25 protein-coding genes are annotated in these 25164 nt (G+C 55.2%); 15 read left to right on the top strand and 10 right to left on the bottom strand.

The window, feature by feature from the left end; genetic code table 11:
• Nucleotide 1: 1 nt before the first annotated feature.
• The 4 genes from trpD to V5T82_RS03305 all read right to left on the bottom strand — a co-directional run bounded on the left by trpD (nucleotide 2) and on the right by V5T82_RS03305 (nucleotide 2335).
• Nucleotides 2-1033 carry an anthranilate phosphoribosyltransferase gene (gene trpD, locus V5T82_RS03320; RefSeq protein WP_332894175.1) on the bottom strand — a complete coding sequence of 344 codons (1032 nt, stop codon included), beginning with the start codon at nucleotides 1031-1033 and terminating at the stop codon, nucleotides 2-4.
• Between the two features lie 3 nt (nucleotides 1034-1036).
• Nucleotides 1037-1621 (bottom strand): anthranilate synthase component II, encoded by a 585-nt coding sequence (locus V5T82_RS03315; RefSeq protein ID WP_332894174.1) that lies wholly within the window; start codon nucleotides 1619-1621, stop codon nucleotides 1037-1039.
• 177 nt (nucleotides 1622-1798) lie between these two features.
• The gene (locus V5T82_RS03310; RefSeq protein WP_332894173.1) at nucleotides 1799-2089 is read right to left on the bottom strand and encodes a type II toxin-antitoxin system RelE/ParE family toxin; all 291 of its coding nucleotides are present in this window, start codon (nucleotides 2087-2089) and stop codon (nucleotides 1799-1801) included.
• Nucleotides 2090-2092: 3 nt separating this feature from the next.
• Nucleotides 2093-2335 carry a type II toxin-antitoxin system ParD family antitoxin gene (locus V5T82_RS03305; RefSeq protein WP_332894172.1) on the bottom strand — a complete coding sequence of 81 codons (243 nt, stop codon included), beginning with the start codon at nucleotides 2333-2335 and terminating at the stop codon, nucleotides 2093-2095.
• Nucleotides 2336-2538: 203 nt separating this feature from the next.
• On the opposite strand from V5T82_RS03305, the gene V5T82_RS03300 reads away from it, so the two are divergent.
• On the top strand, nucleotides 2539-4953 hold the full coding sequence (locus V5T82_RS03300; protein WP_332894171.1) for a heavy metal translocating P-type ATPase: 2415 nt from the start codon (nucleotides 2539-2541) through the stop codon (nucleotides 4951-4953).
• Between the two features lie 91 nt (nucleotides 4954-5044).
• Complete coding sequence (locus V5T82_RS03295; RefSeq protein WP_332894170.1) at nucleotides 5045-6343, top strand: divergent polysaccharide deacetylase family protein; 1299 nt, start codon at nucleotides 5045-5047, stop codon at nucleotides 6341-6343.
• Here V5T82_RS03295 and V5T82_RS03290 read toward each other — a convergent pair.
• The gene (locus tag V5T82_RS03290) at nucleotides 6322-6540 is read right to left on the bottom strand and encodes a hypothetical protein (RefSeq protein ID WP_332894169.1); all 219 of its coding nucleotides are present in this window, start codon (nucleotides 6538-6540) and stop codon (nucleotides 6322-6324) included. The two genes, V5T82_RS03295 and V5T82_RS03290, sit on opposite strands and share 22 nt — an antisense overlap.
• A 109-nt stretch (nucleotides 6541-6649) precedes the next feature.
• Entirely contained in the window at nucleotides 6650-7357 is a 708-nt protein-coding gene (locus V5T82_RS03285; protein ID WP_332894168.1) for a hypothetical protein, read from the bottom strand.
• Nucleotides 7358-7506: 149 nt separating this feature from the next.
• Here V5T82_RS03285 and V5T82_RS03280 point away from each other — a divergent pair, with 149 nt between their 5' ends.
• The 4 genes from V5T82_RS03280 to V5T82_RS03265 all read left to right on the top strand — a co-directional run bounded on the left by V5T82_RS03280 (nucleotide 7507) and on the right by V5T82_RS03265 (nucleotide 9308).
• Complete coding sequence (locus V5T82_RS03280; RefSeq protein ID WP_332894166.1) at nucleotides 7507-7707, top strand: heavy-metal-associated domain-containing protein; 201 nt, start codon at nucleotides 7507-7509, stop codon at nucleotides 7705-7707.
• A gap of 34 nt (nucleotides 7708-7741) precedes the next feature.
• Entirely contained in the window at nucleotides 7742-8260 is a 519-nt protein-coding gene (locus V5T82_RS03275; RefSeq protein WP_332894165.1) for a thioredoxin family protein, read from the top strand.
• 11 nt (nucleotides 8261-8271) lie between these two features.
• A complete protein-coding gene (locus V5T82_RS03270; protein WP_332894164.1) occupies nucleotides 8272-8964 on the top strand; it encodes a hypothetical protein in 693 nt (230 codons plus the stop codon).
• A 185-nt stretch (nucleotides 8965-9149) separates the two neighbouring features.
• Nucleotides 9150-9308 carry a hypothetical protein gene (locus V5T82_RS03265; RefSeq protein ID WP_332894163.1) on the top strand — a complete coding sequence of 53 codons (159 nt, stop codon included), beginning with the start codon at nucleotides 9150-9152 and terminating at the stop codon, nucleotides 9306-9308.
• A gap of 17 nt (nucleotides 9309-9325) precedes the next feature.
• Here V5T82_RS03265 and V5T82_RS03260 read toward each other — a convergent pair whose 3' ends face one another.
• Nucleotides 9326-11254 carry a penicillin-binding protein activator gene (locus V5T82_RS03260; protein WP_332894162.1) on the bottom strand — a complete coding sequence of 643 codons (1929 nt, stop codon included), beginning with the start codon at nucleotides 11252-11254 and terminating at the stop codon, nucleotides 9326-9328.
• Between the two features lie 366 nt (nucleotides 11255-11620).
• Between V5T82_RS03260 and V5T82_RS03255 the strand changes: the two genes are divergently transcribed.
• The gene (locus tag V5T82_RS03255) at nucleotides 11621-11770 is read left to right on the top strand and encodes a hypothetical protein (RefSeq protein WP_332894161.1); all 150 of its coding nucleotides are present in this window, start codon (nucleotides 11621-11623) and stop codon (nucleotides 11768-11770) included.
• A 68-nt stretch (nucleotides 11771-11838) separates the two neighbouring features.
• On the opposite strand, the gene trpE is transcribed toward V5T82_RS03255, so the two are convergent.
• Together trpE and V5T82_RS03245 are read right to left on the bottom strand one after the other, a co-directional pair.
• Nucleotides 11839-13356: an anthranilate synthase component I gene (gene trpE / locus V5T82_RS03250; RefSeq protein WP_332894160.1), complete on the bottom strand. Its 1518-nt coding sequence runs from the start codon at nucleotides 13354-13356 to the stop codon at nucleotides 11839-11841.
• A gap of 15 nt (nucleotides 13357-13371) precedes the next feature.
• On the bottom strand, nucleotides 13372-15264 hold the full coding sequence (locus V5T82_RS03245) for a SurA N-terminal domain-containing protein (RefSeq protein WP_332894159.1): 1893 nt from the start codon (nucleotides 15262-15264) through the stop codon (nucleotides 13372-13374).
• Nucleotides 15265-15538: 274 nt separating this feature from the next.
• Between V5T82_RS03245 and V5T82_RS03240 the strand changes: the two genes are divergently transcribed.
• A complete protein-coding gene (locus tag V5T82_RS03240) occupies nucleotides 15539-15721 on the top strand; it encodes a hypothetical protein (RefSeq protein ID WP_332894158.1) in 183 nt (60 codons plus the stop codon).
• 126 nt (nucleotides 15722-15847) lie between these two features.
• Entirely contained in the window at nucleotides 15848-16648 is an 801-nt protein-coding gene (locus tag V5T82_RS03235; protein WP_332894157.1) for a FecR family protein, read from the top strand.
• Here the strand turns inward: V5T82_RS03235 and V5T82_RS03230 are convergent.
• A complete protein-coding gene (locus V5T82_RS03230; protein WP_332894156.1) occupies nucleotides 16645-17202 on the bottom strand; it encodes a flavodoxin in 558 nt (185 codons plus the stop codon). The genes V5T82_RS03235 and V5T82_RS03230 overlap by 4 nt on opposite strands.
• A gap of 230 nt (nucleotides 17203-17432) precedes the next feature.
• On the opposite strand from V5T82_RS03230, the gene tpiA reads away from it, so the two are divergent.
• From tpiA to V5T82_RS03200, 6 genes are all read left to right on the top strand, one after another.
• A complete protein-coding gene (gene tpiA, locus V5T82_RS03225; protein ID WP_332894155.1) occupies nucleotides 17433-18191 on the top strand; it encodes a triose-phosphate isomerase in 759 nt (252 codons plus the stop codon).
• A gap of 117 nt (nucleotides 18192-18308) precedes the next feature.
• Nucleotides 18309-18668: a preprotein translocase subunit SecG gene (gene secG, locus V5T82_RS03220; protein WP_332894154.1), complete on the top strand. Its 360-nt coding sequence runs from the start codon at nucleotides 18309-18311 to the stop codon at nucleotides 18666-18668.
• A gap of 111 nt (nucleotides 18669-18779) precedes the next feature.
• The gene (pyrG, locus tag V5T82_RS03215) at nucleotides 18780-20414 is read left to right on the top strand and encodes a CTP synthase (RefSeq protein WP_332894153.1); all 1635 of its coding nucleotides are present in this window, start codon (nucleotides 18780-18782) and stop codon (nucleotides 20412-20414) included.
• 167 nt (nucleotides 20415-20581) lie between these two features.
• The gene (gene kdsA, locus V5T82_RS03210; RefSeq protein ID WP_332894152.1) at nucleotides 20582-21427 is read left to right on the top strand and encodes a 3-deoxy-8-phosphooctulonate synthase; all 846 of its coding nucleotides are present in this window, start codon (nucleotides 20582-20584) and stop codon (nucleotides 21425-21427) included.
• 40 nt (nucleotides 21428-21467) lie between these two features.
• Nucleotides 21468-22742, top strand: coding sequence for a phosphopyruvate hydratase (gene eno, locus V5T82_RS03205; protein WP_332894151.1), 1275 nt, complete (start codon nucleotides 21468-21470; stop codon nucleotides 22740-22742).
• A gap of 425 nt (nucleotides 22743-23167) precedes the next feature.
• Complete coding sequence (locus V5T82_RS03200; RefSeq protein ID WP_332894150.1) at nucleotides 23168-25012, top strand: PAS domain S-box protein; 1845 nt, start codon at nucleotides 23168-23170, stop codon at nucleotides 25010-25012.
• Nucleotides 25013-25164 lie beyond the last annotated feature (152 nt).

The raw sequence follows: 25164 nt of genomic DNA, 5'->3' as shown, positions 1-25164 counted from the left end.
TTTATGCGTTTCCGGTGGTAATGGCGATGAGTGTATCCAAGGTTTCTTGGGCTTTACCGCTGTCGATGGCATTGGCGGCTTGGGCCACACCGTCTTTGAGGTCGCTGGCTTTGCCCGCAACCACCAAAGCTGCCGCCACGTTGAACAGCACGCAATCGCGATATGCACCTGCTTCGCCGCTGAGCACACCTTTCAGCGCCACCGCGTTTTCTTCCGGCGTGCCGCCTTTGAGGTCCTCGGGCTTGGCTGTCGGCAGGCCTGCGTCTTCGGGGCTGATTTCGAACTCGGTGACTTTTCCGTCTTCCCAAGCGGCCACATAGGTCGGGCCCGTGGTGGTGATTTCGTCCAAACCGTCAGACCCATGCACGACCCAGGTCTTCTCACAGCCCAAGTTGCCCAGGGTTTGCGCCATGGGCACAATCCAATCGCGGCTGAACGAGCCCGTGAGCTGGCGTTTGACGCCTGCGGGGTTGGACAGCGGGCCCAACAGGTTAAAGATCGTGCGCACGCCCATCTCCACACGTGCGGGCATGACGTATTTCATGGCACTGTGATGACGCGGTGCGACCAAGAAGCCGATTTTGGCGTCGAAGATGGACTTTTTCACCAGCTCCATATCGCAATTCAAGTCTACACCCAACGCCGTGGCAACGTCGGCCATGCCGGATTTGCTTGAGAGCGCGCGGTTGCCGTGCTTGGCGACCGGAATGCCGCAGGCGGCGGTGACAAAGGCCGACGCCGTGGAGATGTTGTACGTTCCCGACGCATCGCCACCCGTGCCGACGATATCGATGGCGTCTTCGGGGGCTTCGATGGTGAGCATCTTGTCGCGCATAGCCTTCACGGCTGCGGTGATTTCGTCAACCGTTTCGCCGCGCACGCGCAAAGCCATCAAAAAGCCTGCGACCTGTGCTGTGGTGGCGTCGCCGGACATGATGATGTTGAACGCCTCTTCGGCTTGTGCGGCGGACAGCGTTTTGCCGTCGGCCACATGGTTCAGCAACGGTTTCAAAGCGGTGGGCGTATCGTTCATGACTTAAGCAGCCTTTCGGGTCTTCGCGATATCGATAAAGTTCTTCAAAATGTCGTGGCCGTGCTCGGACGCGATGCTTTCGGGGTGAAATTGCACACCAAAAATGGGCCGGGTTTTGTGCATTAAGCCCTGAATAACGCCGTCGGCACTTTCTGCGGTGACTTCCAAGCAATCGGGCAGGCCTTCCTTCGCAACCATCAGCGAGTGATAGCGCGTGCAGGTCAGCGGTGAGGGCAGGCCTTGGAAAACGCCACGGTTGGTGTGGGTGATGTCCGAGATTTTGCCGTGCATCGGCGCGGGCGAGCGCGTCACGGTGCCACCGAAGTGCTGACCGATGGTCTGATGGCCCAGGCATACCCCGAAAATCGGCAAATCGTCGGGGGCTTTTTCGACAACCTCCAGACAAATTCCGGCTTGATCCGGATCGCACGGCCCGGGCGACAGCACAATGCCGTCGTAGCCCCCGTTCACGGCAGCGTCAGCGGTGATGGCGTCATTGCGCTGAACCTCAACCTCGGCGCCCAATTCGCCTAAAAAGTGGAGCAGGTTGTAGGTAAAGCTGTCGTAGTTGTCGATAAGCAGGAACATATTGGTATCTTGTCAGAAAAAAAGCGCCCAAACCGGGCAAAAATGCAGACGCGAAGAATGCCTGTTGGTAGCCCTCAACGTCAAGCATGCTCGTCGATCATTTTTTTTCAAACGCAAGCATCAACCATTGAGACATGGTTGCCTGTAAATACGCATAAAGTGGATGATTGCCCGAACTTAATTTTCCCGACTTAAATCCCTGCTCTGGTGCGGGATGCCGACGATTTCTATGCCGCCGTCCGTAATTCGATAAACAATCATATGTCGACCGGCGGGGAAAGATCGGTAGTTTTCTTTCCAGTCATCGCGAACCTGGCCGCTTTCGGGATGTTGGGCGAGTTGGCGGAAGTGATGTTTCAGAATCTCCGCATACTTTGCTTTTTGCTCGGCTCCAAAATTTTCGAGGGTATATTCACCAATTTGTCTCAAATCAGCCTTGGCTTGGTCGGATAATTTAAAAACCACCATACCTTACCAGCCAGCATCCTTAAACATTTGCTCGATGTCATTGGCTTGATACGCTGTGTAATCGCCGCGTTCGATCTGGCGTTCCCCGCGCTCAATCATTTGGCGCATCCAGGCAAGCTTCATTTTTTCGTGCTCATTCATCATCCGCAAGGCTTCACGAACGACTTCGCTCGCATTGTTGTACATGCCAGTGTCAACTTTATCGCGGATAAATTCCTCAAGCTTCGGGGTCAATGACAAGTTCATTTCGGAAAATCCTTAGATGTCGTAGCTTTCAGATGATAACAAACTTTGACAATCTTTGGCACATCTTTGTGAAGCCGGCTTTCATCTGAAGGATGTGGGGTAGTTATCGACCGCTAATTTAACAATTGATCGCTGTATAAGCTTGACCTTTGGAGCTGGACGGGGTTAAGTATTTCATAAAGTTCTAATATAAAGGACACCCCATGCCGTCAGATGTCACCGCGTCCGCTCTCGAAACCAAACACATCGCCTATCCCATCGAAGGGATGACGTGTGCGTCGTGCTCTGCGCGCATTGAAAAGCAGCTGAGCAAGCTTGACGGCGTTGTCGAAGCCGCCGTGAACCTCACCACGGAAATGGCGGATGTGACCTTTGATCCCGTTAAACTGCGCGCCCGCGACGTGAAAGCCACCATTGAAAAGGCCGGATTTGTCGTGCCTGAGCGTGTGGTCGAGCTGTCGGTTGAAGGCATGACGTGTGCGTCGTGCTCTTCGCGCATCGAAAAGCAGCTCGACAAGCTGCCTGGTGTCACGGAAGCCAATGTCAATTTGGCCGATGAAACGGCGCGGGTGGTGTTGAGCCACGCACGGCCGTCGTCCGTGGTGCGCGCCATTCAAAAAGCCGGATTCGACGCCGCCATTATCGAAGATGTGGAGGCATTTGGCGCTGAAGACGACAAAAAGGACGCGAAGCGTCTGGAAAAAGACTTCGTGAACTTGATTTTCGCAGCAGCCCTGACCGTGCCGCTGTGGATCGACATGATTTCCGGCATGATCGGCATCGATTGGTCGATGACGCATATGTCTCAGCTGATCTTAGCGACGGCCGTTCAGTTTGGTGCCGGGCTGCGGTTTTACGTTCCCGCGTTCAAAGCTGTGCGCGCGGGCAGTGGCAATATGGACCTTTTGGTGGTGCTGGGCACCACGGCGGCTTGGGGCTTAAGCGCTGTCCGTGTGGTGCAAGGCATCGAAGGTCACATCTATTTCGAAGGTGCGGCGACGGTGATCACATTGATCTTGTTCGGACGCTTCTTGGAAAGCCGGGCGAAGCGCGGCACCACGGGGGCCATTCGCGCACTGATGAGCCTGCGCCCACAGACCGCCCAAGTCATTTCCGAAGACGGGGAAGAAGTGGAAATTCCCGCCACCGCCGTCAAAGCGGGCGATGTGGTTGTCATCCGTCCCGGCGAAAGCGTTCCGGTGGACGGTCAAGTGCTGGACGGCGAAACGTCCATGGACGAAAGCCTGATCACCGGCGAAAGCCTGCCCATCACCAAAAAGGTGGGCGATGACGTCATTGGCGGGGCCATTAACGGCGACGGAATGATCCAAGTGACAGCCACGCGGGTGGGCAAAGACTCGACCCTCGCCGGAATCATCCAAAGTGTTCAAAACGCTCAATCTTCTAAGGCTCCGGTGCAAACGCTAGTAGACAATATTGCGGCGATTTTTGTGCCCATCGTGATCCTCATTGCATTTGCGACGTGGGGTTACTGGATGTGGGCCGGGGAAGGCTGGGAAGTCGGCATGATCAACGCCGTCACGGTGTTGGTCATTGCCTGTCCATGCGCGTTGGGACTGGCGACGCCGACCGCGATTATGGTGGGAACAGGGGTTGCGGCCAAGCACGGCATCTTGATCAAAGACGCCTCCGCCATGGAACAGGCCCAGGGCATCACCGCTGTCGTTTTTGATAAGACCGGAACCCTGACCGAAGGTAAATTGAAGGTCAAATCCGTCCACCCGTTGGAAGGCACCGAAGAAGAATTCATCCGCGTCGCAGGCAGCGTTCAGCACGGCAGCGAGCATCCCATCGGCAAAGCGATCATGAACGTGGTGGTTGGGCGTCTGACACCGGTCAAAGACTTTAAAGCACACCCCGGCAAAGGTGTCGAAGGTGTGTTGAAAGCCAAAGAAGGCTTGCGCCACATCTACATCGGCAATCGCCAACTGATGATGGAAATCGGTCTGAACGATGTTGCGCTGGACGAAACCTGTTCGGGCCTGGAGCGAAGCGGCAGCACCATAGTGTGGATGGCAGAAGTCGGGCGCGGTTTGTTGGGGGCGATTGCCGTTGGGGACCGCCCCAAAGATATGGCCGTCGAAGCTGTGGAACAATTGGAAGCGCTGGAGATGGACACCTGGATGATGACCGGCGACAACCGTCGTTCTGCGGAAGTCATGGCGGAAAAACTGGGTGTGCACAATGTCATGGCCGAAGTCCTGCCCGAAGGCAAAGCCGTAGAAGTCAAACGCCTGCAATCGGTGGGGCACAAGGTTGCCATGGTGGGAGATGGCGTGAACGACGCGCCTGCGCTGGCCCAGGCCGATATCGGCATTGCCATGGGCACGGGCTCGGATGTGGCCATGCACACGGCGACCATCACCTTGATGCGCGGCGCGCCGGAATTGGTGGCAGGGGCATTGAGTGTGTCCCAAGCCACATTGCGCAAAATCCGCCAAAACCTGTTTTGGGCATTCATCTACAACATCATCGCGCTGCCGTTGGCGGCCAGCGGTTTGTTGAGCCCGGCGATTGCGGGTGCTGCCATGGCCATGAGCTCGGTTTCGGTGGTGACCAACTCGCTGTTGCTCAAACGCTGGAAGCTCGGCGAATAATCCCCAACTTTGCGTGACGGGCGTCATTGACGGCGGCGGTGAAGCATAGGACTCTAACGGCTCGGATTCTTTGAGACGTTGGAACGACCCCGTGGCCCGCAAAACCCACAAAGGCAAACCTCAGGCTAAGCCTTCAAAGGCACAAGCGCATGCCAAACGCATTGCGGCTAAGCATCGTGCGCGCAAAGCCGCAGACGGCGTGGTGGGCAAACTGCAGTCCGTGCTCGACGTTTTGCTGGAAAAGCACGTTCAGATCCCCAAGCTCGACCTCAACGTGCCTTTGCTGCCGCTTTTGGGGGGTGTTTTGCTTTTGGGTGCAGCCATGGGGGCCGGGTACGGCGGCGCGCAGGCTTTGTTCGGCAAGGACAGCACACCGACATCTGTCGCAAACAACGGTGGCCCCCACACGACGTTTGATATGGAACACGCCGTGATCTTGTCCGAGCCGGACCAGCATGTGCCCAAAACGGCATATGAAGAAAAAGTCGCGGAAGAGGTCTATACCCCCGAGCCTGAACCAGAGCCCGTGCCCGTGCCGGAAGTGGTTGCAGAACCTGTGCCAGTGGCTGAAGCTGAGCCCGCGCCCGAACCCGTTGCACAAGTGGCGGAGGTCGAAAGCTACGAACTTGCCCTGGCCGGCCCCAGGCCTTTGTGGCTGAAAAACGCGCTGGATTACGCGCCGCCTAAGGGTAAGCCGCAAATCGCCATTGTGATTGACGACATGGGGGTGGATCGCCGTCGGTCCAAAATCATGTGGGACCGTGTGCCGGGGCCGCTCACCTTGTCGTTCATGACCTACGCTAAGGACTTGCCACAACAAACCCAAGCCGCACGGGCCCAAGGCCACGAGCTGATGCTGCACATGTCCATGGAGCCGTCCAGCCGTTCTATTGATGCGGGGGAAAACGTCTTGTTAACGGCCATGCCGTCCGGAGAAATCCGCTCGCTGGCCAATTGGGGGATGAGCCGCTTTGACGGCTTCGTCGCGGTCAACAACCACATGGGCAGCCGTTTCACCGAAGACGCACGGGGCATGCGTGTGGTGTTGGAGGAAATCCAAAAACGCGGGCTGTTCTTCTTAGACAGCCGCACCTCCAGCCGCACGGTGGGGCGCACGGTGGCGCGCGAAATCGGCTTGCCGTTTTTGGAGCGCAATGTGTTTTTGGATAATGCAAACGACCCGGCTAAGGTCTTGGCACAACTCTATGAAACCGAGCGCCTTGCGAAAAAATACGGTCATGCCATAGCCATAGGTCACCCCCGCGATGCCACCATTAAAGTGCTGAAGACGTGGGTGCAGGACGCCAAAGAGCGCGGCTTCGCCATCGTGCCGATTTCCACACTGATGAAAAAGCGCTTGTTTTTGCGTCAGCAGAAGTTGAAGGGCTGAAGCACCCGCAATGTCATGGCGAGCGCAGCTAGCTGATCGCCTTGGGGCAGGTTGCCTGTGATCTTCAGCTTGGTGGACGTTGTGTTCTCCGGCAACGCAAAGGCCAAAACGACGTCTGTGTATTTGGTGTCTTTGAGTGAGCTGAGCGGTAGAGTGTTGTTATTAAAGTAAATAACCATACGTGGCTTGTGTGCCATGGGTTCCATCCTGAATTCCAAGAGCAGGGGGGCCGGAACCGATTGTGAGGGAATAACACCGGCACATCAAATGATTGTTTTGTGGATAAAATTACAACTAAATCGGGTTTTAGGCGTAAAGATTTACCAACACGCCGCGCAGCTCGGTGCGCCCTGTGGCGCTGAAGTTATCATACGCGCTGGAAAAACCGCCGGTGCCGTTGAGGGCATTGTCCAACTGACTGAGCGTGTCGACCCGCGATTGGGCGATGGAGATGGCGATATCGATTTTCGCCAGCGCATTTTCCACGCCGCCTTCGTCGAACAAATTGAGGTCTTCAAGTCCCAGCCCTTTTAAGTCCAACGGCTGTGTGCGGACATCCAGCGACCCCCCAAATTGCGTGGTTTTCAAGGTTAAATCCCGTGATTTGCTTGACAACAGGTTGCCGCCGTTGACCTCTGCCTTTTCGACCAGTTCGTTGATGCGCTCCAACGTGCGGCCCAAATCGCCGGACGCGTTGACCACGCTCACCCGTGTGCCGTCGCCGACGTGGATGTTGGTATAGCTGAAGGCTTGAGAAGAAGACGCCACCTGCAAGAGATTGGACAAGCTTTTCAACATGCCGACAATGTTGTTGCCGATGTATATGGAAGCTTGGATTGTAGACCCGGCTTTGTCGCCCGATATGACAATTTTGCTTCCCGACGATGTTGATTGCGACGCATCCGGTGGGCGCGAATAGCTTTGGGCTGCTGCCGTGCGCGCACCAGATATGCTCCGTAACGCAGTCACGGAGTTCACAATGGAAGATGCAGATGTTCCTGCAATATCAGCCATTTAACACCTTGTGGGTGCGCCGAGCAGGTGTTCTACCTTGATTTCTTTCTGAAAAATCGGTGCGTTTTGCTTCCCCTTTGGGAAAGCTTTATATTAGAATTGGTTAAGACTATCATACAAGACGACCTAAGGTCGTGAAAAGGACCAAAATGAGTGGAACGTTTTCTGTGCTGGGTATGAGCTGCGGCGGGTGCGCAAATTCCGTCACCAACGCGATTAAAGAAGCCGCCCCACAAGCAGATGTGAATGTGGACTTGGACGCCAAGTCCGTAACCGTAAGCGGGGCCGATGAGGCCACCGTCAAACAAGCCGTAGAGGGCGCCGGATTTGAATTTGCCGGTGTGGCTTAAGCAAACGCAACAAAAAGCAGGGGGACCTCAGACGATGCCGACATCCATCCTACGGGCTTTCTTAAGCGCCGTGACTTTAAGTCTCGCGATTTTGGTGGCAACACCCAGCCAAGCGACCGAGTTTATTATCGAGCCCATCGACTATGACATTCCAGCCGAAGTGGAAGCCGCAGCGGAAGAAAACAAAAACCTGGTGGTGATGTTTTCCACCAACGGCTGCCCGTACTGCGCAAAAATGCACAAACGTGTCTTTCCCCATCCCAAAGTTTCCAACCAATACGACGAAACGTTCTACATGTTCGAAATCAACATGGCGGGCGATTTGGAGGTCGTGACCCACAAAGGTGAAGCGACAACGGAAAAGAAATACGCCCAAGACATGCGTGTACGCGCCACCCCGGTGTTTGTGTTCTTTGGCAAAGACGGCCAAGAAGCTTTGCGTCTGACGGGCTATCAAGACCCGGCCATGTTCATGACGGCGGGGCGCTATGTCAGCTCTGATGCCTACAAGGACGGCACCTCGTTCATCAAATTTGTGCGCAGCGGTAAGTGAGGGACTGACTGATGATGAAATCCATCAAACTGGCCTTAATCGGCATCGCTTTGACGTTCAGTTCTCTTCCGGCGCACGCCGAAACGCCGCAAACGGACGCTGCGTTTGTGGAGATGATGAAAGACGCGCCGGCTGAAAAGGTTTTAGAAGCGCTGGATCTGTACTACCAGCTCCATGTATCGGAACTGAACCTTCAGTATATGAACGAACGGCGCACAGGCGCGTTCTTTGCCATGCGCCGGGCCCAGCAAAAGGGCGCGGGTGCTGTCGCCAAAGCCGAAAAACACCAAAAAGCCGTGGTGGCAAAACGCGAACAAGTCGTGGAAGACAACAAATCCCTGCGCTTGAAACTGGAAGCCGTCTCGGGTGTTGAGTTTCTCGACGATCTGGTGATGATCCCGGATGCGCCCTTGGCCAAGCCGCAAGCCCCTGTTGGGGCACCGGCAGACTTGATCAAGGCGCAAGCTGCGTCGTGGGACGCCTTGCAAGCTGCTCAAACTAAATGGCAAGACGAACGGCTGATTTTGTTGGATGCGCAGCAACGCTACGACGAAACCCGCGATGTACCCATTGGCGACCATCTGCGCGCGATGACTGCGGCGGAAATGGCCTACGCCAAGGCTGTGGGTGAATGTCGCTTGATCGAAGCTAAGATTGCCATTGCGACGGGTAAGCCCATCCCATCGGCCTTATCCGGGCTTTAAACCCACCATTCACCGCATGTGCAAGACGCCCTTTCCCGCACTGGGGGAGGGCGCTTGTTTTTGCTGCCTTGCGTACAGCGCATGCCTGTTATGTGACTGAAGGGGCTTACATTTTTATGTAACACCATTAAATTAGTTTTTGCTAATTAAAAGCGAATCCGATCTCCCCCGAAAGGACATAAAAAATGACTGGTTTGTTGCTTGTTTGGTTGTTGGCTGCATTTGGTGGTGCCGCGTTGGGCTTGTTGGCGTTTTGCCTGCTGCGCAACATGGCCCGTGGTATTGCACAGGCTGCATTTATCGAAACCGATGATGCACCGAAAGAAGCCGTCGTCACGGGATAAGGTTTAGCCGAATAACCTCAATACAGCCCCAAGCAGGTGCGTTTGAGGTACATTTCCCGATCTTCGCCGAACTGAGGACCGGAAGCTTTCAAGATGGAGGCTTCCGGTTCTTTCTTTTTGGCTTTGGCAAGTTCCTCGCCGCTGAGCGATCTGACGGAAATCACGCGTTTGTTGGTGCCGTCTTCGTTGATGCGAAACGCGCCGCTTTCGCCCATGATGTAGCCGTCGGCTTGTGGCGGAGCTTTGCGCATTTGCTCGGGATTGGCGGCCTCAAAAGCCAAGCGCACGCCGTCGAAGGCCAAGGCAGAGATATAGCTGGGCGGCGATTGGAAGCTGGCTTCAAAACGGGCATGGCCTTGTTCGGAAAACGCCCGCGAAACCGATAGCCATTTGGCTTGGCGCAGGGACGGTTCTTCGTGAAGCCGTTCAACCTTGTCCCATTGGCTGTCGCCGAAGAAACGCACGGCGGGCGGGCCGACGTGATAAAAATCGAACAGGCTGGACACCATGCGCAGCTGGTCGCCTGCCAAGGGCAAAATCACCGTGTCGAATTGGGCCGGGCCCAAAACCTCACGTTTGGCCAGGGTGCGCACCATGGCGTCTACGCCTTTATCCTGGTCGTAGTTTTTTTCCGCCAAAAAGCCGATGCACACGGCCATGTCGTTCAAGAGCGCGAAGCGCGCATCCTCCAACTCTGTCTCGAGGCGTTCAGCCAACAGGTCTGCGGCGCTGGGTACGTCGGGCACGCTGTCCATCAAGGCCTTGAGTTCGTCTTGGCTGAAGACGTAGTCCGGGGTCAGAGGGGCGGGCTCGTTGGTTTGCGGCGCCAATTCTTCAGGCTCTTCGAGGGCTGAGTCCTCAGCCAGAGGCCGCTCGACGTCGGCCAACATGTCTGCTTCTTGCTTTAAGGCGTATGCGCGCGCCAAGTCTTCGGCATACTCGAGAACGTCGATGTCGCAAATGCGTGAATGCGTATAAGTCTTGATCTTTTGCTCGCCGCCCACAAAAGGTCCGGGCAAGCCCCCTAGGCGGAACGTGCCGTCGGCTTCGACGGTGCCTGCGTCGGTGAGGCGCTCGTCTTCGGGGCTGGGTTTGGGCAATTCACACGTGAGGGGATGGCGCTCCACCCAGCGCTGGGTGAAGTCTGCGCGGTCAACGGCGTAGGTGAGCGCCTGGGAGGCGTCTTGAACGCGGCTGAAGCGAGTTTGAAAGGCGTCCAAGATGTCTTGGAGTTGGCTGGTGCGTTGTTCATAACTGCCGGTTTCGCTGATCAACTGGGTCAACTCATCAACGCTGGCGCGGTCGGGAAACAGCACGGTGTTGAACACCAAGTCCCGGTTGTCTTCCATCAAACGGCCGAACTCTTGCTCCAAGCGAAAGCCGTAGCCGTTTTGCGGGGCGAACAGTAAGACGCTGTTTGAGCGCTGGCTGACGGCCAATTGCAGCAGTTTTTCGACTTCGCCTTCTAGGTGGGGCCCCAAAACCTTGACGTTTTCGCGCGCGGCCAATTTGTCGTTGGACAGGGCCAAGACGCTGAGACCTTCGGGCCCGACGATGTCTGCAACTTCGCCAACGTTGGCGGAAAAGATCGGCCCGACGATGATGTTGGCCTGATCGCTCAGAGCTTGATGTGCGGCTTGGCGGGCACCGTCTTGGGTGCCGCGGGTGTCATAGAGCTCAAGTTCTAGTTCTTTGGGGCTATGGTTCTCATAAAAGCCCATCATAGCGCCGTTAAGCGCGGCTTGGCCGAGCTCCTTAGACGGCCCGGAAAGCGGCAGCAACAGGGCAATGCGATAGGTGTCTGAGACCTTTGGTGCCGGCGTGACGGCTTTTTTTTGCACGATAGGCTTCGGGCTGGGCTTTTGGCGCACCTGCTGCTGCCCGCCTGCGCATGCAGTGAGCAATCCCAATCCGACAAGACAACTGAGTGTTAAGAAACGAGACATGAAATCCGAATATAAACGCGTGTCATGGCACCCCAGCAGAGGTTGTGGGCGGCTCTGCTCGTGAAAAATCAAGCGTACAATAGGCATTTATTGCACCGATGACGAACAAAAATATGGCGTCATCAGCGTTTTGTCCCACCGATAGGAAAATTGGGCAACACATAATGGTTTTTGTAAGGGGCAGCAGGGCTGAAAGGCGCTGCTCAGATGTGCGCAGTTGAGGCTTTGTGACATGCATTAGGTGCCAAGCCATGCGTCAATTGCATGGCAGTCATGCTTCTGAAGGGGTTTTAATCTTTGTTAACGCTTGTATATTAGCATTAACTAATTAACCCCAGTCGATTCGTAACCCGAAAGGATCGAAGCATGTTTGAACTTTTGTTTCTGTGGATTTTGGCCGCCGCTGGCGTCGCCACTCTCGCCTTTTTGAGCTTTTGCTTGGTGCGGAATATGTTCCGTGGCTTCGTCAAAGCTGCATTTATTGAAGAAGATCCGAAAGACGCTCTGCCTGTCTGAGCGTTCGCTTCTTCAAAACGACAAAGGGCACGCTCAGGCGTGCCCTTTGTCTTTGAAGGTCTTAGCGGTTAGTTGTTGCGCCGAGCGTAGCGCACAGCCTCTTGCGCAGCACGGATGAGCGCTTTGGCTTTGTTGCAGCTTTCGTCGAACTCGCCCAGTTCTGTGGAATCGTTGACGATGCCGCCGCCCGCCTGGGCATAGAGCCAGCCGTCCTTGATCACAGCAGTGCGCAGCGCGATGCAGGTGTCCATTTCGCCGTCGGCGCCGAAATAGCCGATGCAGCCAGCGTAAATGCCGCGTTTTTCGGGTTCCAGCTCGTCGATGATTTCCATGGCGCGGACTTTGGGGGCTCCGGACACGGTGCCCGCCGGGAAACCGCCGTAGAGCGCATCGATGGCGTCTTTGCCCACCTCAATCTCGCCTTCGACGTTGGACACGATGTGCATCACGTGGCTGTAGCGTTCGATAAAGTAGCTGTCCGTTACATGCACGGTGCCAACTTTGGCAACACGGCCCACGTCGTTGCGGCCCAAATCCAACAGCATTAAGTGCTCGGCACGCTCTTTGGGATCGGCCAGAAGGTCTTCTTCCAACGCTTTGTCTTCAGCGGGCGTTGCGCCACGGGGGCGGGTTCCGGCAATGGGGCGGATGGTAACGGTGCCGTCGCGCAGACGCACCAAAATTTCAGGGCTCGATCCCGCAACCTGGAAGCCGCCGAAGTTCAGATAGAACAAAAACGGGGCCGGGTTGATGCGGCGCAGCGAACGATAGAAGGCAAACGGCGGCAACGTGAACGGCAGCTTGAAGCGCTGGCTCAACACCACTTGGAAGATGTCGCCCGCCAAGATGTATTCCTTGGCTTTGCGCACCATGTTGAAAAAGCCGTCTTGCGCCATGTTGGACACCGGCTCGGGCAGCTCCATGGGGGCGTCTTGCACGGGCTGTGGCGGCAGCGCGCTTTCGAAATCCGAAATGGTTTTGGCCAAGCGGTCTTGCGCGGCTTCATACGCTTGTTCGGCGCTCATGTCTGCGCTGGGAAACACTGGGGTGACGACGTAGACGTTGTCGGAGGCGTTATCAAAAATGGAAATCACGGTGGGCCGTAAAAACAGGCCATCTGGCACGTTCAAGACGTCTGGATTGGTGTCGGGAATGTTTTCGACCAAGCGCACGCTGTCGTAGCTCAAATACCCAATCAGGCCCGCAGCCATAGGCGGCAGAGAGTCCGGCATGTCGATGCGGCTTTCGGCCATCAAGGCGCGTAACGATTTCAGCGTGCCATGTTGTTCGGCCACAGGGCAGGGGACAAAGGTGTTTTCATCCGTCAGCGCTTGGCGGTTGATTTCGGCCTTTTCACCGGTAGCTTTCCAGATGATGTCGGGTTTGCAGCCGACGAAGGAATAGCGTCCGCGGTTGGCGCCGCCTTCGACGGATTCCATCAAAAATCCCAATTGGTCCGCACCCACCAGCTTCATATAAGCCGACACGGGCGTGTCCAAATCGCCCAGCAACGTGGTCCACACCACTTGGGGCTCGCCGTTGTCATAGGTCGCTTCAAACGCGGATTGTCCGGGATTTAAGTCCATGTCAAACCGTCCGGATCAGAAAGCTTCGTTGATGACGTTGGGGTGGACTTGAACGCCATACTTGCCTTGCAAAGCTTGGGTGAACTGGGACAGCAAATCAGTTTGCATGTCGCCCAAGACTTTGTCTTGCAGCGCCAAGTAGGTTTGATCTTTTTGATTCACTTGGGCTTTGGTCACCGAGCCGACGCGCGCCACCGTGTGCGCACCTGTGCCGGGGGCAGAAGTCACTTCGCCTTGGTTTATGCTGAACAGGTCCACTATCATGGCTGCCGGGATTGTACCGCTGAGCAAGCCGTCGCCGTTGCGGTTGAACGGCGTGGTGGTGCTGGCGGTGAGGCCGAACGATTGGGCTACGTCTGTGGCGGTACCGCCTGCTTTTAAGCGCTCCGTGACGGTTTTGGCGAGTTCAGCGGCCAAGTCTGCCCGCGCACCGGCTTCCCAAGCGGCTGCGACGTCATTTTTAACGGTGTCGAGCGGGCGCAGCGCCGGTGCGGTGACGCCGTCGACGCGCACAACAAAGAACGCCTTGCCGTCGTCTGTTTCGGTCATGGTGCTGTCTTGGCCTTCGCCTAAGCTAAAGGCTTGTTTTAAGACATCGGCCAAGTAGGGCATTTGTGCCGGCGTACCCGCAGGGGTGAGCCCCTGGGCATCGACGTTGGCGACGGTGGCAGCTTGAAGCCCCAAGGCGTTTGCAGCTTCTTCAAACGTCTGACCACCGCCCAGCAAGTCGTCCAGTTGATTGGATTGTTCGTAGAGCAGGTTCAGCGATTGGTCTTCTTTCAACGCAGCCGCCAGCTCGTCGCGCACATCGGCCAAGGGTTTGACCACTTGGGGCACAATGTCGGCAACTTCAATGACGTGCCAGCCCAGCGGGCTTTTCAGTGGGGCGGTGTAGCCGCCTTTGGCAACAGCGAAGACTGCGGTGGAAATTTCGGGCGATAGGTTGGCGGCGTCGGAACTGGTGAATTGGCCAATGTCCATCATGGCTTTGTTTGCGCCGACTTCGGCTGCCGCGTCGTCCAAGGATTTGCCCGCGTCCAGCAAGGCTTTGGCTTGGGTCGCAGCGGCTTCATCGTTGACCAGGATTTGGCGCAGTTTGCGTTTTTCCGGGGTTAAGTATTCCGCTTCGCGCTCGTCATAGGCGGCTTGGATGTCGTCTTCGGTGAGCGTGATGGTGTTGGCGATGTCGGCGGTTTTCAAGATGACGGCGGCCAGCTGGCGGTATTCAGGCGCCATGAAGCGAGATGCGTTGTCTTCGTGGAACTTCACCAAGTCCGCATCCGTCGGCTGAGGAACATTGGTCAGCGTGTTGTGTTCAATGCGAATAACGTCCGCCGTGCGGGTTTCATAGGTGTGCACATACAGCGCGTCGATGAGACCTTTGGGCGGGGTCGCGCCGCTTTCGACCGGAGCCAGCAGCTGGCGGCGTTCCATATTGCCACGCACTTGATTGAAGTAGCGGTCTTCGCTGAAGCCGGCTTGGGCCAGCTTGGACATGAAGACGTTGCGGTCGAACTGACCGCTTTGATTTTTGAATTCCGGGGCTTTGCGCACCGCATCCAAAATCTGCGCATTACTGATGTACAGCCCCAAATCCTGTGCGCCCAAGGTGACCAGGGTTTCTTGGACCATGCGTTGGACCAAAGCTTGCCCCAACCCCATGGCTTGAGCTTCTTGCGGGGTAAACTCACGCTTGAACAGCTGCGACATGCGTTGGGCATCGCGGGTGAGCTCGGCGCGGTAGCGTTCCACCGGAATGGGAATGTCGCCGACCGTTGCCACAGCCACTTCGCTGGCGCGGCCCCTAAAGATGTCGCCAATGCCCCAAACGGCGAAGCTCAAAACCAACAAAAGCAAAAAGGCTTTGATGAAAATGGTGTTGGCGGATTTGCGCATGAATTCGAGCATGACGGCGATCGTGTCCTACGTTTTGGGCTGAAAAATCAAAAAAAACTGAAGGGAATCAAGCGATCCCATCACGAAGCTGCGCATCATAAAAGGGGGGCGAACCAAGGGCAAGAACATCTTCGTTCCAGGGTAAGGATAGCGAAAGGTTTTGTCGCTTGAAACTTGGCTAAATTACGTAACGTTTTTGTAAAAGCCTTGCCTGTGCATGTGTCTTTGTTAATATGTTGCCCAAGTTTTCGAGTCTTAATGAACCTTAAAAGGGGGGTCTTTCTACATGTTACGTTTCGTCGTTTTCTTGATGGCCATGGTTACATTCTCAGGCGTGTTGGTTTTGGCTGTGCTCACCATTCCGATGGGGATCGATATGTTCATGGGGATTGCAGGTGCTGTGGGTCTCGGCACAGTGGTGTCTATTCCGGTCTCATTCATGGTGGCTAAGGCCATGGAGGGGAAATAGAGATAGGTTTCCTCTGATTTAAAAAACAAAAAACGGAGCGCTGGTTTAGCGCTCCGTTTTTTTATGTGAAGAGCAGGTGTATAATGAAGTGTTGGCCCCAGGGTCTCCAACTGAATGGAGGGGACGATGTCAGCAATTCTCTTACGCCCTCTACAAAGTCTTATCAGTGTATTTGTGGTGCTGGGATTGATCTGTGCCAGCCAAACCACCTGGGCTGCGGAATCGATCGGCAAAGTCTACAAACAGCGTCACGATGTTTACGGAACCTTGCCGGAAGATGACCGCGAACGGCTGTTTCCGCGATACAAAGTCTATATGGGGCAGTTGATCGAAACCTCGGGCGGCTCAGCTGTGCAAATGAAGCTGGACGACAAGACCGAGCTGTATTTGGGCGAACGCGCAAAGCTCACGTTGGATGAGTTTGTGTACGACCCCGACAACGTCACTTCACAGCGTGCCGTATACAACTTTACGCTTGGCGTTATGCGTTTTGTCTCCGGACAAATGAACACTTCAGGCGTGACGATCAATACCCCGTCCGTTGCCATCGGACTGCGTGGTTCCGATGCCCTCATCATTGTTGCGCCTGACGGTGGCACGACGGTCAGCGTGCTCGACGGTGTCTTTAGCGTGATGTCGATTACCGGAGGAGGCGACCAAGCGGTCGACGTGCCCGCAAATCGAAGTGTGAGCGTCTCGGTCGGGGGGCCGGTTTCAGACTTGCAGGTGGGCCTTTCGGTTCCGGACTATACACCTGGCGAGGACGAGCAAGTATCTGATTTTGGGACGGATGCCATTGACCTTCAACAAGGCGGGGCGTTCCATGATTCCAGTGGCCGTGGCGGCAAAGTCGGCGGTGAAGCGGGCGAAGCCGACAGCCACCCGGATGATGGTGACGATCACGGTGATGGTGGAGGAGGGCACTAAGCCTCTGGCAATCCCAATTCGGGTGCGATTCGTTTGATCCATCCGTCCAGCCGCTCGTCCGTTTTCAGGTTCTCTAGGTCCAAATCCAGCGCGAGACCGACAAAGTCTCCATCCTCGCCTTGCGCCTTGGAAGCATTGAACGTGTAGCCCGCGCTGGACCACGCGCCGACGAAGTTTGCGCCACGCTCTTTTAAGAAGTCGTGCAAAATACCCAGCCCGTCAACGAAGGTGTCGGGATACTTCTCCTGACATCCCAGACCATACAGCGCGATGGTTTTGCCGGTGAAATCGGCTCCGGCGGCTTCTAGTTTGGGCAAGAACTCCAACCAGCCTTCCATCTGCGCGGTGCTGTCCAGCCCCGGCAACTGCCCACCTTTGAGCGTCGAGGTGCCCAAGATTAGCTTGTCATAGGCGAGCATGTCGGCAGGCTCAATCCGATTGACGTTAAGCGGCTTGGCAAGAACCTCTTCATTGCCATAGCGTTTATAGATGGTCTTCGCGATCTTGCGGGTCTTGCCGGTGTCGGTTCCAAAAAAAAGGCCGATGGGGGGCATGGGGTGTTCTCCTTCGTTGGGTTTAGGGGGAGAACAGCAGGAAGCGTGCCAATAACAGAGCTGATGGTTTGCGCCGGATTTTGATCCTGGCCTAGACGGATATATGACAGGTTGTCGTCTTTGCCCCACAAACAGCCCACCCCAAAGAGTATTGCGCGACGCAGCCCCTGTGTTAGAACTCTCGCCAACGCATTTTAACTGAAAACGACCGATTAACGGGGGTTACGAACATGAGCGCACGGCGCACTTTGATTGCTGGGAACTGGAAAATGAACATGCTGACGGCTGATGCGAAAGCATTGGCAGGCGGCTTGGCTGAAAAACTGAACGGCGCAGGCGATGCCAACTTCGAAATGTTGGTCTGCCCGCCCGCCATCTTGATCCCGGTGGTGGCCGATGCAATCTCCGGCACCACCATGCAATTGGGTTCCCAAGACAATCACATGAACGAAAAGGGTGCGCACACGGGCGACACCGCTGCGGCTCAAGTCAAAGACGCAGGCTGTGGCTACGCCATCGTCGGTCATAGTGAGCGTCGCACCGACCACGGCGAGACTGATGAAACGGTCAAAGCCAAAGCGGCTGCGGCCCAAGCCAATGGCCTGACGGCTGTGATCTGCATTGGTGAAACAGAAGCCGAGCGCGACGCGGGCAAGACCTTGGACGTCAACGGCAGCCAAATCGCCGGTTCTGTTCCGGATGGTTCCACCGCCGCCAACACTGTGATTGCGTATGAGCCCGTCTGGGCCATCGGCACGGGGCGCACGCCGACCTCTGCCGAAGTGCAAGACGTTCACGCCTATATCCGCGCTGAACTGGCGAAAAAAATCGGCCAGGACGAAGCGGATAAGACCCGTATCCTCTATGGCGGCTCTATGAATCCGAAGAATGCCGAAGAGCTGTTGGCCTTGGCCGACGTCGATGGCGGCTTGATCGGTGGCGCCAGCTTGAAAGTCGATGACTTCTGGGCTGTCGCACAAAGCGCATAAAAAGTCACTTTTTCCCTAGCCAAACGGCGATTTTGGGACTAAATACGACGCAAGATTAACTGAGCCCGGATTTGTCCGGGCTCTTTCATTGGTTTTTTGGCATTAGGTTTTTTGGTCATGCTGACTGTTTTGCTAGTCATTCACGTCTTGGTCACCATCGCATTGATCGGCATTGTGCTGATTCAAAAAAGCGAAGGCGGCGCGCTCGGCATCGGTGGGTCCGGTGGCGGCGGCGGTGGCGGCATGGGCGGTTTCATGACCGGACGCGAACAAGCCAACCTGCTGACGCGCACCACCGCGATCTTGGCGACCGCCTTTATGGGCCTCAGCCTGGCCATCGCCATTGTGACGAACAACTCTATTGAGCGCGGTTCAATCCTCGATTCGGTCGAAACCCCGGTTCCGGCGACCTCAGCACCGGTCGAACCGGCGGCTCCGGTCGTGCCCGCCGCACCTGTTGCCCCGGTGGCGGAATAACAGGCTCAGCAAGGGCTACAGGCCCATGGGCCACATCGAACATCAGAGGCGGCAAAACATTGCCGCCTCTTTCATTTTACAGCTCTCCTCAGTTGGGTATATTGAAGTCCCATGACACGGTATATTTTCATCACTGGTGGCGTGGTTTCCTCTCTTGGAAAAGGTCTCGCTTCCGCAGCTCTTGGCGCGGCGCTTCAAGCGCGTGGCTATAGCGTTCGTCTCCGCAAGTTGGACCCCTACATCAACGTCGATCCGGGCACCATGAGCCCTTACCAGCACGGTGAGGTTTTCGTCACCGATGACGGCGCTGAGGTTGATCTCGATTTTGGTCACTATGAACGGTTCACCCGGGTGAGTGCACGCCAATCGGACAACGTCACCACAGGCCGTGTGTATTCGGAAGTGATCGCCAAGGAACGCCGGGGCGATTATCTGGGGGCGACCGTTCAGGTCATCCCGCACATTACCGACAGCATCAAAGATTTTGTGATTTCCCACGAAGGTGACGAAGATTTTGTGCTGATCGAAATCGGCGGCACGGTGGGTGACATCGAAAGCTTGCCGTTCTTGGAAGCCATTCGTCAGCTGGGTAACGAATTGGGCCCGTCACGTACCATGTATGTGCACCTGACGCTGCTGCCCTACATTCCCACGGCGGGCGAGCTGAAAACCAAGCCGACGCAGCACTCCGTCAAAGAATTGCTGCAGGTTGGCATCAAAGCCGATCTGTTGATGTGTCGCGCAGATCGCGACATTCCAGAGGGTGAGCGCAAAAAAATCGCCCTGTTTTGTAACGTCGCCCAAGAAAACGTCATCCCGGCGTTGGATGTGTCTTCCATCTACCAAGTTCCCATCAGCTACCACGAACAAGGTCTCGACACTCAGGTGTTGAAGCACTTTGGCCTGGACGATGCGCAAAAGCCGGACTTGTCGCGTTGGATCGAAGTGGTCGAACGCGTGACCAAGCCCGAAGGCGAAGTGACCATCGCTGTGGTCGGCAAGTATGTCGAGCTTTTGGATGCGTATAAATCTTTGGCCGAAGCGCTCACCCACGGCGGCATCGCCAACCATGTTAAAGTGAACATGGAATGGATCGATGCTTCGATCTTTGAAGAAGACGAACAGTCCGTTATCCACCACTTAAACGGCAAGCATGGCATCTTGGTGCCGGGTGGTTTTGGTGAGCGGGGGACCGAGGGCAAAATTAAAGCCGTTCAGTTCGCCCGCCAACACAACATTCCGTACTTTGGAATCTGTCTCGGTATGCAGGTTGCCGTCATCGAAGCCGCGCGCAATACCGCCGGCATCGAAGGTGCCGGCTCGACCGAGCTGGGTGATCCGAAAGAGCCTGTGGTCGGTTTGATGACCGAATGGGCCAAAGAGGGCGATTTGGAAAAACGCGCCGCCGACGGCGATATGGGCGGCACCATGCGCTTGGGTGCTTATGACTGCACCATCAAAGACGGCACCAAAGCGCTGGAGATTTTTGGCTCCAACAACATTTCCGAACGCCACCGTCATCGTTATGAAGTCAATACGGCGTATATGGAGCGCTTGGAAGAGGCGGGTTTGGTCTTTTCCGGCATGTCTCCGGACGGGGTTTTGCCAGAAATTGTTGAATGGCCGGACCATCCGTGGTTTGTAGCGGTTCAGTTCCACCCGGAGCTGAAATCGCGTCCGTTCGAACCGCACCCGCTGTTCGTCTCCTTCATCGAGGCCGCCGTGCACCAGGCGCGTTTGGTTTAGGGTGAAGGTTTAAGAATACTCCGTCATCACCGGGCCTGACCCGGTGATCCACGTCTTAAACGGTCTCAGACAAAGACGTGGATACCCGGGCCAAGCCCGGGCATGACAACACAGCAAAGAATTAACTCTGTGGACTCTGTGTCCTCTGTGGTGAAAGAATTAACATTATGGCTCAGCCCAAACACGTTCACGTCGGCAATGTCGGTTTTGGTAACGACAGGCCCTTGGCGTTGATTGCGGGGCCGTGTCAGATGGAAAGTGCCCAGCACGCCATGGAAATGGCGGCGGCGCTCAAAGAACTCACCGAAAAGCTTGGCATCGGGTTTGTCTTCAAGTCCTCGTTCGACAAGGCCAACCGTACGTCTTTGGGCGGCAAGCGGGGGTTGGGGTTGGACAAGGCGCTGAGCGTCTTTGCCGACATCAAAGACAAGCTTGGCGTCGCACTGGTCACCGACATTCACGAAAAAGAACAATGCGCCCCGGTGGCCGAAGTTGTGGATATGTTGCAAATCCCAGCATTTTTGTGCCGCCAGACCGACTTATTGGTGGCTGCCGCCCAAACGGGCGCGATTATCAATGTGAAGAAGGGGCAGTTCTTGGCCCCTTGGGATATGAAGAACGTGGTTGCCAAAGTCACCGACAGCGGCAACGGAAATGTTTTGATCACCGAACGCGGAACCTCGTTCGGCTACAACACTTTGGTTACAGATATGCGGGGCCTGCCGCAAATGGCGAACGACACGGGGCTTCCTGTGATTTTCGACGCCACCCACTCGGTGCAACAGCCGGGCGGGCAGGGCGGCTCTTCGGGTGGGGACAGGCGTTTTGCGCCGGTTCTGGCCCGCGCAGCAGTTTCGTTGGGCATTGCGGGGGTCTTTATTGAGACCCACGACGATCCCGACAACGCGGCCTCTGACGGGCCGAATATGATCCCCTTAAGGGACCTCCCCGACGTGCTCGAGATTTTGATGGCGATAGATAAGGTAGCCAAAGCGCACCCGATATCGTTATAGTCCCGGCGCGACCAAAAGATATACGAAAAGGAACTCAAAAATGACGGCAATCGTCGACATTTACGGCCGTGAGATTTTGGATAGCCGCGGCAACCCCACCGTCGAGGTGGACGTGATTTTGGAAAGCGGTTCGTTTGGCCGCGCAGCCGTTCCCTCCGGCGCATCTACGGGTGCCCACGAAGCTGTGGAACTGCGCGACGGCGACAAAGGCCGCTATCTGGGCAAGGGCGTTTTGAAAGCCTGTGAAAGCGTCAACGGCGAACTGGCCGACGCTTTGATCGGCATGGACGCCGAAGACCAGTTGCTGGTCGACAAAACCATGATTGAGCTGGACGGCACGGACAACAAAGGCCGCTTGGGCGCCAACGCCATGTTGGGTGTATCCATGGCCGTTGCCAAAGCCGCTGCCGAAGAAGCTGCATTGCCGCTTTACACGTATCTGGGCGGCCCCAATGCCCATGTCTTGCCGACGCCGATGATGAACATCATCAACGGTGGCGAGCACGCTGATAACCCCATCGATTTCCAAGAATTCATGATTATGCCCGTGGGCGCCGACACTTTGGCCGACGGTGTGCGCATGGGTGCGGAAGTCTTTCACCAGTTGAAAAAGGGCCTGTCGGATGCCGGGCTGAACACCAACGTCGGTGACGAAGGCGGATTTGCCCCGAACGTTGCGGGCACGGACGAGGCCATCGGCTTCGTTTTGAAAGCCATTGAAGAGGCCGGCTACAAACCGGGCGACGATGTGATGCTGGCTTTGGATGCCGCTTCGACGGAATTCTATGCCGACGGCAAATACAACATCTCCGGCGAAGGCAAAGTCCTGGGCTCCGACGAAATGGTGAAATACTTGGCCGACTTAGCTGCCAAGTACCCGATCTTCTCCATCGAAGACGGCATGGCCGAAGACGATTGGGACGGCTGGAAAGCCCTGACCGACGAAATTGGCGACAAGTGCCAGCTGGTGGGCGACGATCTGTTTGTCACCAACCCCAAACGTTTGAAAACCGGCATCGACATGGGGGCTGCGAACTCCATCTTGGTCAAAGTGAACCAAATCGGCACCCTGTCCGAAACCTTCGAAGCCGTGGAAATGGCTCATCGTGCGGGTTACACGTCTGTGATCTCGCACCGTTCGGGCGAAACCGAAGACAACACCATCGCCGACATTTCCGTCGCGACCAACGCGGGCCAAATCAAAACCGGCTCGCTCAGCCGCTCGGATCGCATGGCCAAGTACAACCAACTGATCCGCATCGAAGAAGAGCTGGAAACCGTTGGCAAGTACGCCGGACGCTCGATCCTGCGCTAAGGCGTATTGTTTTGATTTGAAGGCGGCCTTTGGGCCTAGCCTTTCAGTTTTTGGTGGAATCATGATCCAAAGGTCGCTCTCAAAAAAGGGCGGCCTTTGTTATTGGATTGTTATTGGCTCAAACAATCCAGGTCTGCTTTCTTTTCGATAACGAACATCGCAGGTTGACGGAATGAATGTCATGGATTGGCCACTAGCTGACCTTGGCAACACCAGAATCTCTGTGGGTTGGAAGCCATCGGGTATGGATCTGATCCAAGATTTAAGAATTAAAGTTCATTCCGGCTTGAAAGCCATATCAAGTTCTCCCAAATAAATATAGACTATCTTTTATGTTCTGATAATCGCTCTATTTGGCATTGAGGAACTCAGCTGATCGTAGACAGGGGGCGCTCGGTTACCCTGGGAAACTGGACAGCATTGATATGGGACAAAGGCAGCCGATTTTCATTCTGGCCGCCATCATGGCGGCACTGGCTGTTGTCATCGGTGGCGTTTCAATCACCTTGCTCCGCACAATAACTTTTGAGCAAGCGCAGACAGAGCTGATCGCCGCAGTCAAAACACAAGCCAAACTGATTGATGCAGTTGCCCGGTTTGACCGTGATAACAATCCAACTACTTTTCTCGACGCATCTGACGCTACCCTCAGTCAGGTCAAAGACGCTTTCAGCACTTATAACGGTTTCGGTGAAACTGGTGAATTCGTTTTAGGTAAACGCGAGGGTGACAACATCGTATTCATTCTGCGTCAGCGCAATATTCAACTTACAAAACCACAACCCGTACCGATTGCTTCCGCACTTGCACAGCCCATGCGCTTAGCGCTCACCGGCCGTTCCGGAACCATTACTGCTTTGGATTATCAAGGCGTCGAAGTCCTCGCTGCCTATGAGTCCATCGGTGAATTGGAGTTGGGTTTGGTTGCTAAGATTAACATCTCAGAAATCGAGGCACCTTTTGTCCAAGCAGGTCTGACCGTGGGGGTGATCGCATTGATCACCATATTCATTGGCAGTTGGTTGTTTTATCGCATCACCAACCCACTCATTCGCAAACTCGAAGACCAGACTAAGGAACTACGCCAGGAAATCTCTGAGCGAAAGTGCGCTGATGCGAACCTGCGCAAACTGTCACAAGCACTTAATCAAAGCCCCAACATGGTGTTCATCACGGACCTTTATGGCATCATTGAATATGTAAACCCACGTTTTACAGAGATGACAGGTTATTCCAGTGAAGAAGCCATCGGTCAAAATCCTAGATTTTTGAAGTCCGGTGACACGCCGCCAGAACATTATGCAAGCCTATGGCAAAGCCTCATGTCTGGTAAAGAGTGGCGTGGTGAAATTAGGGATAAATGCAAGGATGGAAGTTTCTTTTGGGCGTCCATGGTAGCCGCACCCGTGTTTGACGAACATGGTGAGTTGTCCAATTTCATTGCAGTTCATGAAGACGTTACGGAAAAGAAGCTGGCCGAAGAGCGCACTGAGAATGCCCGTCGACAAGCGGAAATCGCAAACCGGGCAAAGTCCGAGTTGATCGCGAACATGAGCCACGAATTGCGTACTCCTCTCAATGCTATTATTGGCTTTTCTGACAGCATCCGTCAGCAATTCTATGGGCCGATTGGACACAACAAATATAATGAGTACGCCAGTGATATTCTCGACTCCGGCCAGCATTTATTGGAGCTGATCAATGACATCTTGGATGTTTCAGCCTTTGAGGCTGGCAAGCTAAAACTACACGAAGAAGACATCGCTCTAGAGGGTTTGATTGAAGCGTCTTCCCGGCTGATCAGTCCCCGCGCTGAAAAAGGAAACGTACATCTGAATATCGAGAATACGAATGATGACATACTTATTTTTGGCGATAATCGGCGTTTGAAGCAGGTCATACTCAATTTACTGTCTAATGCCGTGAAGTTTACCCCCGAAGGCGGTACTGTGACCCTTACAAGCCACGGCTTGCATGATAACAGTCTCTGTATTGCCGTAATCGATAACGGCATCGGCATGGATAGCGATGGTATCGCCAAAGCCATGACCCAATTCGGGCAAGTTGACAGTGGGCTGAACCGCAAACACGATGGCACTGGTCTGGGTCTGCCATTAAGCAAAAACCTGGTCGAACTCCACGATGGTAATTTGCACCTAACGTCGGAATTGAACAAAGGGACGCGTGCGGAAATCATCCTGCCAGCGGAGCGCATTAAAGGTATTGAGATCGTCACACCGATGAAAAACCAAGCAGATGCTGCTCAATAAATACCGGCGAATAAGTCCAATTTTTCATCACGTACAGTTATGACTGTATTGGGTCACAAGCGGCCTATTCCTGTCAGTCAGAAACCTTTCCGCTATAGGGGTTAAAGCGGACTAAATGGTCAATGACACGTTTATGTCTCGATAATCTGGGG

Source organism: Magnetovibrio sp. PR-2 (assembly GCF_036689815.1).
Classification (GTDB): Bacteria; Pseudomonadota; Alphaproteobacteria; order Rhodospirillales; family Magnetovibrionaceae; genus Magnetovibrio.
Note: the sequence above shows the minus strand (reverse complement) of the source record. Positions and strands in the feature narration are given on the sequence as shown.

Excerpts from the sequence above, each read along its gene's own strand:
- V5T82_RS03305 (WP_332894172.1), bottom strand. The coding sequence starts at position 2,335 with ATGAACTTGTCATTGACCCCGAAGCTTGAGGAATTTATCCGCGATAAA.
- V5T82_RS03255 (WP_332894161.1), top strand. The coding sequence starts at position 11,621 with ATGTTTGAACTTTTGTTTCTGTGGATTTTGGCCGCCGCTGGCGTCGCC.
- trpD (WP_332894175.1), bottom strand. The coding sequence starts at position 1,033 with ATGAACGATACGCCCACCGCTTTGAAACCGTTGCTGAACCATGTGGCC.
- tpiA (WP_332894155.1), top strand. The coding sequence starts at position 17,433 with ATGAGCGCACGGCGCACTTTGATTGCTGGGAACTGGAAAATGAACATG.
- V5T82_RS03315 (WP_332894174.1), bottom strand. The coding sequence starts at position 1,621 with ATGTTCCTGCTTATCGACAACTACGACAGCTTTACCTACAACCTGCTC.
- V5T82_RS03200 (WP_332894150.1), top strand. The coding sequence starts at position 23,168 with ATGGGACAAAGGCAGCCGATTTTCATTCTGGCCGCCATCATGGCGGCA.
- V5T82_RS03240 (WP_332894158.1), top strand. The coding sequence starts at position 15,539 with ATGTTACGTTTCGTCGTTTTCTTGATGGCCATGGTTACATTCTCAGGC.
- V5T82_RS03275 (WP_332894165.1), top strand. The coding sequence starts at position 7,742 with ATGCCGACATCCATCCTACGGGCTTTCTTAAGCGCCGTGACTTTAAGT.
- V5T82_RS03310 (WP_332894173.1), bottom strand. The coding sequence starts at position 2,089 with ATGGTGGTTTTTAAATTATCCGACCAAGCCAAGGCTGATTTGAGACAA.
- trpE (WP_332894160.1), bottom strand. The coding sequence starts at position 13,356 with ATGGACTTAAATCCCGGACAATCCGCGTTTGAAGCGACCTATGACAAC.
- V5T82_RS03300 (WP_332894171.1), top strand. The coding sequence starts at position 2,539 with ATGCCGTCAGATGTCACCGCGTCCGCTCTCGAAACCAAACACATCGCC.
- V5T82_RS03260 (WP_332894162.1), bottom strand. The coding sequence starts at position 11,254 with ATGTCTCGTTTCTTAACACTCAGTTGTCTTGTCGGATTGGGATTGCTC.
- V5T82_RS03270 (WP_332894164.1), top strand. The coding sequence starts at position 8,272 with ATGATGAAATCCATCAAACTGGCCTTAATCGGCATCGCTTTGACGTTC.
- V5T82_RS03290 (WP_332894169.1), bottom strand. The coding sequence starts at position 6,540 with ATGGCACACAAGCCACGTATGGTTATTTACTTTAATAACAACACTCTA.
- V5T82_RS03235 (WP_332894157.1), top strand. The coding sequence starts at position 15,848 with ATGTCAGCAATTCTCTTACGCCCTCTACAAAGTCTTATCAGTGTATTT.
- V5T82_RS03230 (WP_332894156.1), bottom strand. The coding sequence starts at position 17,202 with ATGCCCCCCATCGGCCTTTTTTTTGGAACCGACACCGGCAAGACCCGC.
- secG (WP_332894154.1), top strand. The coding sequence starts at position 18,309 with ATGCTGACTGTTTTGCTAGTCATTCACGTCTTGGTCACCATCGCATTG.
- kdsA (WP_332894152.1), top strand. The coding sequence starts at position 20,582 with ATGGCTCAGCCCAAACACGTTCACGTCGGCAATGTCGGTTTTGGTAAC.
- V5T82_RS03265 (WP_332894163.1), top strand. The coding sequence starts at position 9,150 with ATGACTGGTTTGTTGCTTGTTTGGTTGTTGGCTGCATTTGGTGGTGCC.
- pyrG (WP_332894153.1), top strand. The coding sequence starts at position 18,780 with ATGACACGGTATATTTTCATCACTGGTGGCGTGGTTTCCTCTCTTGGA.
- V5T82_RS03280 (WP_332894166.1), top strand. The coding sequence starts at position 7,507 with ATGAGTGGAACGTTTTCTGTGCTGGGTATGAGCTGCGGCGGGTGCGCA.
- V5T82_RS03245 (WP_332894159.1), bottom strand. The coding sequence starts at position 15,264 with ATGCTCGAATTCATGCGCAAATCCGCCAACACCATTTTCATCAAAGCC.
- eno (WP_332894151.1), top strand. The coding sequence starts at position 21,468 with ATGACGGCAATCGTCGACATTTACGGCCGTGAGATTTTGGATAGCCGC.
- V5T82_RS03285 (WP_332894168.1), bottom strand. The coding sequence starts at position 7,357 with ATGGCTGATATTGCAGGAACATCTGCATCTTCCATTGTGAACTCCGTG.